General features: G+C 53.8%; 9 protein-coding genes and 1 pseudogene. 7 read left to right on the top strand and 3 right to left on the bottom strand.

The window, feature by feature from the left end:
• Positions 1 to 11: 11 nt before the first annotated feature.
• Positions 12 to 1,364 carry a molecular chaperone gene (gene yegD, locus ACLHV9_RS15740; protein ID WP_108090771.1) on the bottom strand — a complete coding sequence of 451 codons (1,353 nt, stop codon included), beginning with the start codon at positions 1,362 to 1,364 and terminating at the stop codon, positions 12 to 14.
• Positions 1,365 to 1,494: 130 nt separating this feature from the next.
• On the opposite strand from yegD, the gene alkA reads away from it, so the two are divergent.
• Complete coding sequence (gene alkA, locus ACLHV9_RS15735) at positions 1,495 to 2,367, top strand: DNA-3-methyladenine glycosylase 2 (RefSeq protein WP_108090770.1); 873 nt, start codon at positions 1,495 to 1,497, stop codon at positions 2,365 to 2,367.
• On the opposite strand, the gene ACLHV9_RS15730 is transcribed toward alkA, so the two are convergent.
• A complete protein-coding gene (locus ACLHV9_RS15730) occupies positions 2,332 to 5,661 on the bottom strand; it encodes a diguanylate cyclase (RefSeq protein WP_028016362.1) in 3,330 nt (1,109 codons plus the stop codon). The two genes, alkA and ACLHV9_RS15730, sit on opposite strands and share 36 nt — an antisense overlap.
• A 343-nt stretch (positions 5,662 to 6,004) precedes the next feature.
• On the opposite strand from ACLHV9_RS15730, the gene udk reads away from it, so the two are divergent.
• From udk to asmA, 3 genes are all read left to right on the top strand, one after another.
• Positions 6,005 to 6,646, top strand: a complete 642-nt coding sequence (udk, locus tag ACLHV9_RS15725) for a uridine kinase (RefSeq protein ID WP_008500855.1) — start codon at positions 6,005 to 6,007, stop codon at positions 6,644 to 6,646.
• A gap of 91 nt (positions 6,647 to 6,737) precedes the next feature.
• Positions 6,738 to 7,319 (top strand): dCTP deaminase, encoded by a 582-nt coding sequence (gene dcd / locus ACLHV9_RS15720; protein ID WP_028016363.1) that lies wholly within the window; start codon positions 6,738 to 6,740, stop codon positions 7,317 to 7,319.
• A gap of 22 nt (positions 7,320 to 7,341) precedes the next feature.
• On the top strand, positions 7,342 to 9,192 hold the full coding sequence (gene asmA / locus ACLHV9_RS15715) for an outer membrane assembly protein AsmA (RefSeq protein ID WP_108090769.1): 1,851 nt from the start codon (positions 7,342 to 7,344) through the stop codon (positions 9,190 to 9,192).
• Positions 9,193 to 9,235: 43 nt separating this feature from the next.
• On the opposite strand, the pseudogene ACLHV9_RS15710 reads toward asmA, so the two are convergent.
• Positions 9,236 to 10,820: pseudogene (locus tag ACLHV9_RS15710) on the bottom strand (TerC family protein).
• Positions 10,821 to 11,512: 692 nt separating this feature from the next.
• On the opposite strand from ACLHV9_RS15710, the gene ACLHV9_RS15705 reads away from it, so the two are divergent.
• From ACLHV9_RS15705 to wzc, 3 genes are read left to right on the top strand one after another with little or no spacing between them, the layout of a single operon-like run.
• Positions 11,513 to 12,652, top strand: coding sequence for a polysaccharide export protein (locus ACLHV9_RS15705; RefSeq protein WP_028016366.1), 1,140 nt, complete (start codon positions 11,513 to 11,515; stop codon positions 12,650 to 12,652).
• Between the two features lie 6 nt (positions 12,653 to 12,658).
• The gene (gene wzb / locus ACLHV9_RS15700) at positions 12,659 to 13,102 is read left to right on the top strand and encodes a low molecular weight protein-tyrosine-phosphatase Wzb (RefSeq protein ID WP_028016367.1); all 444 of its coding nucleotides are present in this window, start codon (positions 12,659 to 12,661) and stop codon (positions 13,100 to 13,102) included.
• A gap of 2 nt (positions 13,103 to 13,104) precedes the next feature.
• A complete protein-coding gene (gene wzc, locus ACLHV9_RS15695; RefSeq protein WP_028016368.1) occupies positions 13,105 to 15,267 on the top strand; it encodes a tyrosine-protein kinase Wzc in 2,163 nt (720 codons plus the stop codon).
• The last annotated feature ends 87 nt before the right edge of the window (positions 15,268 to 15,354 follow it).

The raw sequence follows: 15,354 nt of genomic DNA, 5'->3' as shown, positions 1-15,354 counted from the left end.
GCACAATGAGACTAGCTAAACATCACCTGCGCCCAGCGCGCCAGACCGGCGGTAACGGAACCAAAGTCATCGCCACCCGCAATCGGAATGCCCGGCAGCTGTTCCGCCAGCGCTTTTTTGATCAGCGGTGAACGCGCGCTCCCCCCGGTCAGATAGATAACGTCCGGTTTCTCTTTGCCGTTTTCCAGCGCCAGCTGCACCTGCTCCAGAATACGCTGCAGCGGCTGCGCGAGCGCGGCCTCCAGCCCGTCCTGAGAAATCGCAGTGGCCAGATCGTCGCTGATAAACGGCAAGGAGACCGCATGCTCAGCGCGGTCGGAAAGGGCGATTTTGCTCTCTTCTGCGGTACGTACCACGCGATAGCTAAGACGCTGACGCCACACTTTATACAGCAGGGCGACTTTTTCGGCGTCCTGCGCGTCGCGTACCAGGTCGTTCAGGAAACGGCCATTTGCAGTGCTGTAAAAATCACTCTGCGCCGGGACGTCGTTAATCGCGATAGCGTTCCACCATGGCAGGATTGGCAGAGCGATACCTTTTTCAGTTTGTCCGCCCATGCCGAGCAGTGGCATCAGGCTCTTGAACGCCAGGGCAATATCGAGATCGTTACCGCCGATACGGCAGCCACTGTGCCCCAGCAAGCTGTTTTCGCGGTCGCGACGGTTATGCCATTGTTGCCCCATCAGCAGCAGCGAGCAGTCCGTCGTACCGCCGCCGATATCCACGACTAATACGCGTTTCTCTTCCGTCAGTGTGGCTTCAAAATCCAGTCCCGCCGCAACGGGCTCATACTGGAACACCACGTCACGGAAGCCTGCACGGTGCGCCGCACGTTCAAGGATACCCTGCGCCTGCTGGTTAGCGTCATCTCCCCCCAGACCCTGGAAGTTGATCGGACGGCCAATCACCGCCTGGGTGATCGCTTCCGACACCTGGGTTTGCGCCTGATTGCGAATGTGCAGCATCATGGCGCAGACCAGATCTTCAAACATCGCCACCTGCTGTGGCTTCAGACCGCTGGCACCCAGGAAGGATTTTGGTGATTTAACGAAGTAAACCTCTTCGGGATCTTCGATGTAGTGCCCGAGCGAAGAGAGGCCGAACTGCACGCTGGAAGGCGTAACGTCGATATCTTCCTCGCGGTTAAAACTGACCGCGCGGCGCAGCAATGCCTGGGTCTCCGCCGCGGTGGCCGGAACCTGATGATGGCGGAACAGCCATTCGCTGACCGCTTCGCGGGTAGGTGCGCAGAGCATTGAGGGCAGCAGCGTACTCTCTTTTTCCATTTTCAGGAGCTGTGGCTGTCCGTCCTGCATAATTGCAACCGAGCAGTTTGCCGTACCGTAGTCAAATCCAATAAACACGAATAATCCCCATGCCAGTGAGAAGGGGCGAGACTTTAACGAAATGTCTGCATCGCGACAACAGGAATATGAAAGCAAGGCGAAACAAGGTCTTTCGGTTTATGCTGAGGGGAACAAAAAAGGAGCGACAATGTATACCCTGACCTGGCAACCCCCTTATGACTGGCAATGGATGTTTGGCTTTCTTGGCGCGCGTGCGGTAGAGGGCGTTGAGACCGTCACTGAACACTATTACGAGCGCAGTTTCGCCTGTGAGGGGCACCAGGGGATCTTTCGCGTTACACCGGATAACCTGACCCACACGCTACAGGTGACGCTGAGCCTCGGGTTAATCCCGGTTGCGCAAACCTGTCTTGAACGTATTGGGCGTCTGTTCGATCTGGCCTGCGATCCGCATGAAATTCACAAGACGCTTGGCGATCTCGGCGTTGCACGGCCAGGCTTGCGTTTGCCGGGGGCGATGGACGCGTACGAGCAGGGCGTGCGGGCGATTCTCGGGCAGCTGGTGAGCGTGGCGATGGCGGCGAAACTGACGTCGCGCGTGGTGGCGCTGTGCGGCGAACCGATCGCGGATTGTCCGGGGTATCTCTGCTTCCCCACACCACAAGCGCTGGCCGCAACGGACCCGCTGGCGCTGAAAGCGCTCGGGATGCCGGTCAAACGCGCTGAGTCGTTGATTCATCTGGCGCAATCGGTCATTGAAGGCACGTTTCCGCTGACGCCACCTGAGGATGTTGAGGCAGGCATGAAGGCCTTGCAGCAGCGGCCTGGAATAGGGCGCTGGACGGCAAACTATCTGGCTCTGCGCGGCTGGCAGGCGAAGGATGTTTTTCTGCCGGATGATTATCTGATTAAGCAACGCTTTGCCGGGATGACGCCAGCGCAAATTCGTCGCTATGCTCAGCGCTGGCAGCCCTGGCGCTCTTACGCGCTGCTGCACATCTGGTATACCGACGGCTGGGCGCCGTCAGTTGATAGCGAAATAACTGGTATTGAGAAGTAGATCCAGCGGCTGTGGCTCGGCAATCGTGTCACCATAAATAAAATCGAGCCCGATGCCAGAGAGTGTATCCATCATGATCGGCTGATTACAGGGACCCGCGATGGTTTTCATCCCCAGGCGCTGGGCATGGCCCTGGATGATAGTCACCATCATCTCATCCATCAGATTGCCATAAACATTGGTTACCACTTCCGCGTCCAGCATCAGATAGTCGGCCATATTCGCGCTAAGGTGGGTAAAGACGTTCATGTCACGCCCCACCTGACTGAAGATCACGCGACAACCCGCCTGACGAAGCTTTTGCAGCCCCCGTTGCAGGTTTTCATCCGGGTTGCACACCACATCGGCAGGGATGATCAGATGCAGAAGACGGCCCGGCAGTGGGCTTTTATCCAGCAGGTCGAGAAGTTCATCGACCAGCGTCACGCTGGCCAAACCGGCTTCAGAAAGCGGCAGTGCAACGCCCATACCTTTACTGGCAACCTGTGCGGCAGAGGTACGGAAAAACTCACTAAAGATCCGTCTGTCGAGAGCGTGCAACAGCTCAGGCTCCGCCAGGCCAGATCGGAAGGCGTGTTCTTCCTGTACTTCGCCCTGGCTGGTCCACAGGCGTAACGAAATAAGCCAGAAGTTACAGCTTTCCGGTATGCGTGGCGAGGCGACACTGCGGGCTATCATCATCAGATGATTGTCTTTAATCATGTGCCACTGTTCATCCAGTGACATCATGCTGCGTGCGCTGTGGTCCCGCTCCTGCTGAGGTTCGTAAACCGTGACGATGCCGCGCCCACTGTTTTTCGAGGCATAACAGGCGATATCAGCCTGTGACATGATCTCCGATGCCTGATGATTATTTTCATCAATCAACGTGATACCTGCGCTGGCACCAATTCTGTGCAGGCGACCCTCCCACATAAAGTGATAGCCATTGATGGTATGGATCAGGCGGCTGGCGATATAACGTGCGCTCTCTATGTTGCAGTCCGGCAACAGCAACCCGAATTCGTCCCCGCCCAGACGCGCCAGCACATCGCTCGATCGAAGCATGGTCAACATTAATGAAGAGAGCTCCCTGAGCAGGGCATCACCTGCGGCATGGCCTGCCGTATCGTTGACCGCTTTGAAGCGATCGAGATCGATAAAGACCAGAGCATGACGCTGGCGCGTTTCGCGAACGGTCTGCAAGAGCCGTTTGAGATGATTTTCAAAGCTAACCCGGTTTGCCAGGTGGGTCAGGGCATCGTGGGAGGCGCTGTAACTCAACTGGCGCAGCATTTTGCGCGACTCTGTCACATCCTGAATCACGATAACCGAGCCAATGTTTTGTCCGTCCAGTGTGCTGAGCGGCGTAATGCTGTAATGAATATCAAAATTACCGCCGGTGCGGCAGTTCAGGACCACGTCCTGATCGATATCGGAACGGGACATATCACCGCTATGAATGTTCTCCATCAGCGGCCCTTTTTCACCAAAGGTAATATGCAGCACCCGCAGGATGGGCTGACCGATAGCTTCGGTCTGCAGCCAGCCGCTCATTTTTTCAGCAACCGGGTTCATGAAGGTGACATTCATGTTGATATCGGTGCACAGCACCGCTTCGCCGATGGAGTCGAGGGTTATGTGCAGACGCTCTTTTTCCTGGAACAGGGCCTCGTTGAGTTGCTTAACTTCGGTCATGTCCATGTTGATACCGAGCAGGCGTTCGACTTCGCCCTGCTTGTTCAGCACCCGGTTCGCCAGAGAGCGGATATGTCGCACGCCGTCCTTCACGCGGATGCGGAATTCAAGCTTAAACGGCAAACGGGCAATCAGAGAGTCCCGCAGCACCTTTTCTGCATGCGCGCGATCCTCAGGCAGCATCGTTTCATGCCAGAGTTGCCAGGTGGGCTTGATGTGCAGCGGTATTTCATACAGCTCGAACATCCGTTTGTCCCAGCTAATAATATCAGGCTCCAGGTCCCACTCCCAGATGCCGATCCCCCCCGCTTCGTTGGCAAGCGTAATACGTTCCATCAGGCGTTTGTTGACCCACTCGGTCTGCTTCAGGTCATTAATATCTTCGATCTGGGCAATAAAATAGAGGGGTGAACCGTCGGTATGGCGCACGACAGAGACAGCAAGAAGCGCCCAGACCACCTCTCCATTGCGCGTGTAGTAGCGCTTCTCCAGGGTGTAGGTATTAATCTCTCCGTTGACCAGTTGCTCCAGTTGTTTCAGGTCGGTATGCAAATCTTCCGGCCAGGTTAACTGCTGGAAGGTGAGCGACTGGAGCTCACTCTGGCTGTAACCGAGAAAGTTGCACAGTGCCTTGTTGGCCTGAAGCCATTTGCCCTCAATGCTGACCAGCGCCATCCCGATAGCGGAATACTCCATCGCGTTACGAAAACGCTCCTCGCTCTCGGTAATGTGTTTGCGTTCTGCGCGGAAAGCATACATCACCATGGTCATTACGTTGGCAGGCAGAAGCAGCATCAGGAACGGTAGCCACGGCGCATTCAACATGGCGTTAGTATGCTGAGTGGTCAACACCAGAGGGTTACGGGCGATCATCAGGGAAACCACCATAACGGTGACCAGAAACACCATGAACGCTTCCATTCGCGGCAGGCGTACGGCACTCCACATAAGCAGAACGATAACGCAGGTAAAGGGCCACGGCAGCCAGCTGATAGCTGCCCAACTGAGGACTAACGTCACCGCCATGGTGGTCAGCGTTTCAAGCAGTAATCTCGGATCACGATGGCGCAGCAGATAATGCGGTTTAAAAAGCAATCCTAACGGCACCAGCGCCAGCGCACCGATGGCTTCAGACAAGACCCAGACGAGGAAATTACGCAGTGGTTCTGGAGTAGGGACCAGAAAATAGACCAGAACACCGCCCATCAGTGGTGGCACCAGCGCGCTGCCAATGGCCAGACGGATCCAGTCATTCAGATTTTGCAGCGGGTTATACCACGGGAGCAATTTGCGCAGTAGCAACGCGCCAATCACAGCTTCAATCACGTTGATTGAGGGGTAGATGAAGCTTGTCGCCCCCCACGAAAACAACATCCATGAAGCCAGAATATTGCCAAACGAACAGGCCAGAGCAATCCCCGGCCACATTTTTCCCGCATGGCGGTAAAACGCCACCATCATGATGGCGGTGGGAAACCAGAGCGGCGCCAGCAGAGTACCGAAGCGAGTTAGCTCAAGCGAAAATAAGGTAAAGATAAAGGTGACCAGGCCCAGACAGACAAGTCGTAATAAAGGATGTGGGGTGGTAACCAAAACCCGCTGGTATTGTTTATTCATTACCGCTTTATCCAGAGACGCCATGCCGCCAGGAAAGAAGTCCGGACGAGTGAATTTGATAATTTGGTTTATGCTAGTACAAACAATTTACAATTCATATGGTGACTGCTCATAATTTGACATCATAGACTTATTAAATAGTTACTCTTAAAAAAATCCATGTTAATTGCTGAAAAAGTGTTCATTTAAATTTAACTAAAGGAAGAATGCGTCACTTTTCAGGCTGTCTCGCAGAACCTGTGCTTTCGACTGGTATCACGCTCCCGAAATCCCTATAATTGCCGCGTTTGACGCTCCGGCGTCGTCCTTCCTTAACATCCAGGTTAATCAGGTCGCTAAATTTATGACTGATAAGTCTCATCAGTGCGTCATTATAGGCATCGCCGGCGCATCGGCTTCAGGTAAAAGTCTAATTGCCAGTACGCTTTATCGCGAACTGCGTGAACAAGTAGGTGATGAGCACATCGGCGTCATTCCCGAAGACAGCTATTACAAAGATCAATCCCATCTGTCGATGGAAGAGCGCGTAAAAACCAACTATGACCACCCAAATGCAATGGATCACAGTTTACTGTTCCAGCATCTGGAAGCGCTTAAGAGCGGCCAGGCGATTGAACTGCCGGTTTACAGTTATGTAGAACATACCCGCACTCAGGAAACTATCCGCATCGAGCCGAAGAAGGTCATCATCCTGGAAGGCATTCTGCTTCTCACTGATGCCCGTCTGCGTGAATCCATGAACTTCTCGATTTTCGTTGATACCCCGCTGGATATCTGCCTGATGCGCCGCATCAAACGTGATGTTAATGAACGCGGTCGCTCAATGGACTCCGTCATGGCGCAATACCAGAAAACGGTCCGCCCAATGTTCCTGCAATTTATTGAACCGTCCAAGCAATACGCCGATATCATCGTGCCGCGTGGGGGCAAAAACCGCATAGCTATTGATATCTTAAAAGCGAAAATCAGCCAGTTTTTTGAATAAGCCGCGTGAATTGTGTACCGTTCAGAGATAACCTGGTTTTACCCTGAGTGTTTACCGCCTCAGGGTACGATGCATGAAAGGAGAAAGTGCCATGCGTCTTTGTGATCGCGATATTGAAGCCTGGCTGGATGAAGGCCGTTTGTCTATTACCCCACGTCCACCGGTGGAGCGTATCAATGGTGTGACCGTTGATGTGCGGTTGGGGAATAAATTCCGTACCTTTAGTGGCCACACCGCGCCGTTCATCGACCTCAGCGGGCCGAAGGATGAAGTCAGCGCCGCGCTCGATCGCGTGATGAGTGACGAAATCGTCATTGACGAAGGCGAAGCCTTTTATTTGCACCCAGGTGAACTGGCGCTGGCGGTGACGTATGAATCCGTGACGCTGCCAGCGGACCTGGTTGGCTGGCTGGATGGTCGCTCATCACTGGCGCGTCTGGGGTTGATGGTTCACGTAACCGCGCACCGTATTGATCCCGGTTGGTCTGGCCGTATAGTACTGGAGTTCTTCAATGCCGGTAAACTGCCTCTGGCTCTACGCCCTGGAATGATGATCGGCGCGTTAAGCTTTGAACCTCTGTCAGGTCCTGCCGATCGTCCTTATAACCGCCGTCAGGACGCAAAATATCGCGACCAGCAGGGCGCGGTTGCCAGCCGTATTGATAAAGACTGATCGTTAGTCCATCGAGGATGCCATGAGAAGAGTTCTGACAACGCTGATGATTTTGCTGGTGGTGCTGGTTGCTGGCCTTTCGGCGTTGGTTTTGCTGGTTAACCCGAACGATTTCCGCACTTATATGGTGCGGCAGGTCGAGGCACGCAGTGGCTATCAACTGAAGCTTGACGGGTCGCTGCGCTGGCACGTCTGGCCACAGCTCAGCATTCTCTCTGGTCGCATGTCATTAACGGCGCCGGGGGCTGCTTTGCCACTGGTCTCAGCGGATAACATGCGTCTCGATGTGGCACTAATCCCGCTGTTCTCTCACCAGCTGCAGGTTAATCAGGTGATGCTGAAAGGCGCGGTGATTCAGCTCACTCCGCAAACCGAAGCCGTTCGTGACGCGAATGCGCCGGTTGCGCCGCGAGAAAACACCCTGCCCGATGAACCGTCTGATACGGGCTGGTCCTTTGATATTGGTAAACTGAAAGTTGCTGATAGCGTGTTAGTTTTCCAGCATGAGGATGAGGAGCAGGTTACCGTAAGAAATATCAACCTGCAGATGGAACAGGATGCGCATCATCTGGCAACGGTGGAATTTAGCGGACGGGTGAACCGCGATCAGCGCGATCTGACCCTGTCGCTGAATGCCAACGTGAATGCATCGGATTATCCGCATCAGCTTACAGCCGACATTCAGCAACTGAACTGGCAACTGACGGGAGCCGATCTGCCCTCTCAGGGGATAACCGGTCAGGGAACGTTGCAGGCCGTCTGGCGCGAAGAACAAAAACAGCTGGAACTGGACAACCTCAACCTGCAGGCGAATGACAGTAGCCTGAAAGGGCAGGCGAGCGTCTCTCTCGAGGAAAAACCTAAGTGGGTTTTGAATCTGCAGTTTGACAGGCTTAACCTGGAAAACCTGCTGCCCCCTCTGCCTGCAAGCGCAACGGACAGCGATGCCACGCAAACGGGGCAAAGCCAGACACCGGTCTCACGCCCGGTTATCTCGTCGAATCTTGAACAGCCTGACTATAATGCCCTGCGCGGATTCACGGCAGATATTCTGCTGAAAGCCAATAGCCTGCGCTGGCGCGGCATTGATTTTACCGATGTAAGCAGCCAGATGTTCAACCATAACGGTTTGCTGGTGATCTCTGAACTGAGCGGCAAACTGGGGACCGGACACCTCTCACTGCCGGGCACGCTGGATGTCCGTAAAGATGTTGCCAGCGTCGAATTCCAGCCGCGTCTCGATAACATTGAGATTGGTACCATCCTGAAAGCCTTCAACTACCCGATATCTCTGACCGGGCAGTTGACGCTGGCGGGTGACTTCTCCGGTACAAAAATTGATGCCGATGCTTTCCGTCGCGAGTGGCAGGGGCAGGCGCATGTTGATCTGAAAAACTCCCGCATGGAAGGCCTTAACTTCCAACAGCTGGTGCAGCAGGCGGTTGAACGCAGCAGTGATGTGAAAGCCCAGGAAAACTACGATAGCGCCACGCGCCTCGACAGCTTCACCACCGACCTGACGCTGGATAACGGACAGCTTACTCTGGACAGCATGGAAGGAACCTCTTCCATGCTGTCACTGACGGGAGACGGTTCACTGGATCTGGTGAAAGAGACGGCGGACACCCGTTTTAATGTCAGGGTACTTTCCGGCTGGCAGGGTGAAAGTAAGCTGATTGACTTCCTGAAAGAGACGCCGATTCCGCTTAGCGTATATGGTAAATGGCAGGCGCTGAATTACAGCCTTCAGGTGGATCAGATTCTGCGTAAGCATCTGCAGGATGAAGCCAAACGTCGGCTTAACAGCTGGGCGGATCGTAATAAAGATTCACAGACAGGCAAAGATGTGAAAAAGCTGTTGGATAAGCTTTGATGTCTGTTGCGCCGGGTAAGGCGCTGCCGCCTCCCGGCTTTTTTTACACCTCAAAATCCAGCTCTTCTTCATCTCGCAGGGGGATGATCTGAACCTTTTGCACGCGATGGTTTTCAATCTGTAGCGTTTTAAGCAGATAGTCGCCCACCTGAACCTCTTCCCCCGGCTGCGGGATACGCTGCAAATACTCCATCAGCAGACCGGCGATGGTGTGATATTCACGTTTTTCATCCAGCGGTAGCGGTACATATTGCACCAGGTCCTCAAGCGGCATATGGCCGTTGGCCGTCCAGGAACCGTCAGCATTTTTCTGGATGTCATGGCGGGCATCAATCTCATCCACCTCGTTGGGTAAATTACCGGCGATGGTTTCCATCACGTCGCTGAGCGTGACCAGTCCTTCAACCGAACCAAACTCATCTACTACAAAAGCGAAGTGCGTGCGCGCGTTACGGAATTGCTCAAGAGCAGAGAGCAGGTGCAGCCCCTCCGGGAAAACCAGTGGCTGACGCACCAGGGCGCGCAGGTTTAACTCTTCACCGTGTAACTGCTGTTGCAGCAGGTCGATGACATGCACCACACCCAGTAACTCTTCCTCTTCCTCACCGCCAGTCACAACTATGCGGGTATGCTGATTTTTATCCAGCAAAGCGCGAATGTGTTCTTCCGGTGCTGTCAGGTCGATATGCTCAATGTCATGACGTGAAGTCATGATGCTGCTGACCGAACGCTGATTCAGATTGAGTACCCGCTCAATCATGAGCCGCTCCTGCGGATTGAAGATCTGCCCGTCGTTATGATCGGCCAGCATCGCAGAAGATTCGGCATCTAATTCCGCGTCCTCTTTTTGCCCGCTGAGCAGGCGCATCACGGTATCAGCGGTCCGCTGGCGCAGGCTCTGGTTTGCCGACAAAAAGCGACGACGGTTGAATATGGCGAGCTGGTTCAGGGATTCAATCATCACCGAGAAGCCGATCGCGGCGTACAGGTAGCCTTTTGGAATATGGAAGCCAAAACCGTCGGCGACCAGGCTAAAGCCAATCATCAGCAGGAAGCTCAGGCAGAGGATAACGATGGTCGGGTGGCTGTTCACAAACCGCGTTAACGCTTTGCTCGCCATGACCATCAGCGTGATGGCGATAATTACCGCAGCCATCATGACGGCAAGGTGGTCCACCATTCCGACGGCAGTGATCACCGAGTCCAGAGAGAAGACCGCATCCAGTACCACAATCTGTGCCACGACCGGCCAGAATTTAGCTCCCCGTCGCTGTGTGGGATTTTCGCTGTCTTTCCCTTCGAGCCGTTCGTTCAGTTCTACTGTGGCTTTGAACAACAGGAATAACCCGCCGAAGAGCATGATCAGGTCGCGGGCGCTAAAGCTGAGATTGTAGAGAGTAATCAGTGGTTTAGTTAGCGTGACAAGCCAGGAAATTGACGCCAGCAGCAGCAGTCGCATCGCCATCGCCAGCAGTAAGCCCGTTACGCGCGCGCGGTCGCGCTGGGAAGGGGGGGAGCTTTTCAGCGAGGATGGCGATAAAGACCAGATTATCAATACCGAGAACTAATTCGATGACGACCAGCGTAACCAGCCCGGCCCAGATTGATGGATCGGCAATCCATTCCATAGTAATAGCAATACCTTCTGTTATATGACCAATGTCACACTTCGATCATGGATAAAGCTGAAAGAAATTGCAATGCCGGGCTGCGATTTCTCTTAATACGATGTACTAAACAGAGTGTCATTGATTGAAACTGTAAATAAGGTAAATGCGTAGATTTAATTACAGAAAGAAATTTTAGGATATATCGCAGCTAATGGTTTTTATTTTTATATTGTCAATATAAAGAAAATCCTAAAAGGTGAAAACTTTGCTCTTAATATTAATCTTAAAAACAGATATTGAGAGAGATGTCTCCTTGCCTGCTATTAGGTAAGCTGCAACAATTCTCCCGGCACCAAATGTTAAATCACGGTGTTGCAATTATTGTTTTGGTCTTCAGACAGGGTTATTCATTGTCCGTTGGATGTTTCAGGCGGTTGATATATTTCCAGAAGACCATCCTCAAGAGGGTGTCTATCCATAACACATTGTTTAGTCAGTGGATTGGTAACTGAAAGCCAAGGGCGGTAGCGTGTCTGAAAGCGTGTGAATCAGCCCCGGTTATTCTGTCAAGAGCCAATGGATGAATAAGCTTTTTTTAGGACTGATGCCAGTTATATTTCTATTTGATTAACTGCATGCTGAAAGCTAATACAACTCGAGCTTATTTAAATTGAACGGGATAATTACTCTGCCAAAGTGATAAATAATCAATGATGAAATCCAAAATGAAATTGATGCCATTATTGGTATCTGCACTCTTGATGAGCGGTTGTACGGTCTTTCCCGGCAGCAATATGTCCACGATGGGCAAGGACGTGATTAAACAACAAGATGCCGATTTTGATCTCGACAAAATGGTGAATGTTTATCCGCTCACGCCGCGTCTGGTGGAACAATTGCGTCCACGTCCAAATGTTGCCCAGCCGAATATGTCTCTGGACCAGGAGATCGCCGCTTACCAGTACCGCGTGGGGCCGGGTGACGTTATCAACGTGACCGTCTGGGATCATCCTGAACTGACCACCCCTGCGGGTCAGTACCGTAGCTCAAGCGACACCGGGAACTGGGTGCAATCTGACGGCACCATGTTCTATCCCTATATCGGCAAAGTGCATGTTGCCGGAAAAACGCTTGCCGAGATCCGTAGTGATATTACCGGCCGCTTAGCGCAGTACATCGCTGACCCGCAGGTGGACGTTAATATCGCCGCATTCCGCTCGCAAAAGGCCTATATCTCCGGCCAGGTGAACAAATCAGGTCAGCAGGCCATCACCAACGTCCCACTGACTGTGCTGGACGCCATTAACTCTGCGGGTGGCTTAACCGATGGTGCCGACTGGCGCAACGTGGTGCTGACCCACAACGGTAAAGAGCAGCGTATTTCTCTGCAGGCGCTGATGCAAAACGGCGATCTGACCCAGAACCGACTGCTCTATCCGGGCGACATTCTTTACGTGCCACGCAATGACGATCTGAAAGTCTTCGTGATGGGGGAGGTGAAGAAACAGAGCACCCTCAAAATGGACTTCAGCGGTATGACCCTGACCGAAGCGCTGGGCAATGCGGAAGGTATCGATCTGACCTCGTCTAACGCCAGCGGCATCTTTGTGATCCGTCCGCTGAAAGGTGAGGGCAGCGCGAAAGGCAAGATTGCCAACATTTATCAGTTGGATATGTCCGATGCGACCTCTCTGGTAATGGCCACGGAGTTCCGTCTCCAGCCATACGATGTGGTGTACGTCACCACCGCGCCGGTTGCCCGCTGGAACCGCCTGATCAACCAGTTGCTGCCAACCATCAGTGGCGTTCGCTACATGACGGATACGGCGCGCGACATTCATACCTGGTAATCCATGATGTTTAACAAAATTCTGGTGGTATGCGTGGGGAACATTTGCCGTTCCCCCACGGCTGAAAGGTTGCTGAAACAGTACCAGCCTGCATTGGTCGTTGAGTCCGCAGGGCTGGGGGCGCTGGTCGGCAAAGGCGCTGATGAGCACGCAGCGAGCGTGGCCCGGGATCATAACCTTTCTCTTGATGGCCACATTGCCCGCCAGGTCACCGGCCGGATGTGCCGGGAGTATGACCTGATCCTGACGATGGAAAAACGCCATATTCATGCGCTGTGCGATATCGCTCCGGAGATGCGCGGCAAGGTGATGCTGTTTGGTCACTGGGACAATGAACGCGAAATCCCTGACCCGTATCGCAAAAGCCATGAGGCCTTCGAGGCGGTTTACACCTTACTTGACCAGTCTGCCCAACAATGGGCGCAGGCACTGAAAGCTCAGCAGGGATAACAATGACAGAAAAAACAAGACTTTCTGCCGCCCCGACTTCGGGCAGTGATGAAATTGATATTGGGCGCCTGGTCGGCACGGTTGTAGAGGCAAAGTGGTGGGTGCTTGGGATCACCGCCGTGTTTGCCGCGGCCGCTGTCGTCTATACGCTGTTCGCAACGCCTATCTACAGCGCTGATGCGCTGGTGCAGATCGAGCAGAATACCGGCAACTCGCTGGTGCAGGATATCGGCTCTGCGCTGGCGAACAAACCGCCGGCGTCCGACGCTGAAATTCAGCTGATCCAGTCACGTCTGGTGCTGGGTAAAACGGTTCACGACCTCGGGCTCGATATCTCCGTCACCAAAAATACCTTCCCGATATTTGGTGCGGGCTGGGATCGGCTGATGGGCAGAAACAACGACACGGTGAAGGTCACAGACTTCGTGCTGCCGAAAGGGGCAGCCGATCAGACCTTTACCCTGACGGTGCTCGGCCCGAAACAGTATCAGTTGACCAGCGACGCGGGCTTTAGCGCGCGCGGCGAAGTGGGACAGATGCTGACCAAAGAGGGCGTCAGCATGATGGTCAGCGCGATTAACGCCCACGAAGGGGGGGAATTCACCGTCACCAAATTCTCCACGCTGGGGATGATCAACAATCTGCAAAACAACCTGACCGTCACTGAAAACGGTAAGGACACCGGCGTGCTGAGCATGACCTTTACCGGTGAAGATAAAGATCAGATTCGCAATATTCTGAACAGTATCACCCGCAACTATCTTGAGCAGAACGTTGAGCGTAAGTCGGCGGAAGCGGCGAAAAGCCTGGCCTTCCTCGCGAAACAGCTCCCGGAAGTGCGCGCCCATCTGGATGAGGCCGAGAACAAGCTGAACGCCTATCGTCAGGATAAAGACTCTGTCGACCTGCCGCTGGAAGCAAAGTCAGTTCTTGATTCAATGGTCAACATTGATGCTCAGCTCAACGAGTTGACCTTCAAAGAGGCGGAGATTTCCAAGCTCTATACCAAACGTCACCCGGCCTACCGCACGCTGCTTGAGAAACGCCGCACGCTGGAAGAGGAAAAGGCAAAGCTCAACGGTCGCGTGACTGCGATGCCGAAAACGCAGCAGGAGATCGTGCGTCTGACCCGCGACGTGGAATCGGGCCAGCAGGTTTACATGCAGCTGCTGAACAAACAGCAGGAGCTGAAAATCACCGAAGCCAGTACCGTCGGGGACGTCCGTATTGTTGACCCGGCCATTACTCAACCCGGTGTGCTGAAGCCGAAGAAAGCGCTGATCATTCTCGGGAGCATTATTCTTGGCCTGATGCTCTCCATCGTTGGCGTGCTGCTGCGCTCGCTGTTTAACCGCGGTATCGAAAGCCCGCAGGTGCTGGAAGAGAACGGTATCAACGTCTACGCCAGCATCCCGCTGTCTGAATGGCAAAAATCCCGTGACAGCGTCAAAACCATCAAAGGCGTTAAGCGTTACAAACAGAGCCAGCTGCTGGCGGTGGGTAACCCGACTGACCTCGCCATCGAAGCGATCCGCAGCCTGCGTACCAGCCTGCACTTTGCCATGATGCAGGCCAAAAACAACGTCCTGATGTTAACCGGCGTCAGCCCTTCAATCGGTAAGACCTTCGTCTGCGCCAACCTGGCGGCGGTGGTCAGCCAGACCAACAAGCGTGTGCTGCTGATCGACTGCGATATGCGCAAAGGCTATACCCACGAACTGCTGGGCACCAACAACGTTAACGGTCTGTCGGAAATCCTGCTGGGTAAAGGTGAGATCGGCCAGAGTGCGAAACCGACAACGATCCCGAAATTCGACCTGATCCCACGTGGACAGATTCCGCCGAACCCATCTGAACTGCTGATGAGCGAGCGTTTTGCCGAGCTGGTGGAGTGGGCAAGTAAGCATTACGACCTGGTGCTAATCGATACTCCGCCAATTCTGGCTGTGACCGATGCCGCCGTGGTTGGCCGTCTTGCTGGTACTACGTTGATGGTCGCGCGCTATGCGGTGAACACCATTAAAGAAGTGGAAACCAGCCTGAGCCGCTTCGAGCAGAACGGGATTGAGGTCAAAGGGGTGATCCTGAACTCCATCTTCCGTCGCGCGAGTGGGTATCAGGATTACGGTTACTACGAGTACGAATACAAATCTGACAGCAAATAAAAATCCCCCTCACCCTGACCCTCTCCTCTGAGGGGAGAGCCGCTTTTCTCCCTCTCCCTCCGGGAGAGCGGCGGGGTGAGGGATAAG

Source organism: Enterobacter sp. CPE_E890 (genome assembly GCF_046521475.1).
Lineage (GTDB): Bacteria > Pseudomonadota > Gammaproteobacteria > Enterobacterales > Enterobacteriaceae > Enterobacter > Enterobacter adelaidei.
This window is presented reverse-complemented; position numbering and strand designations above follow the sequence as displayed.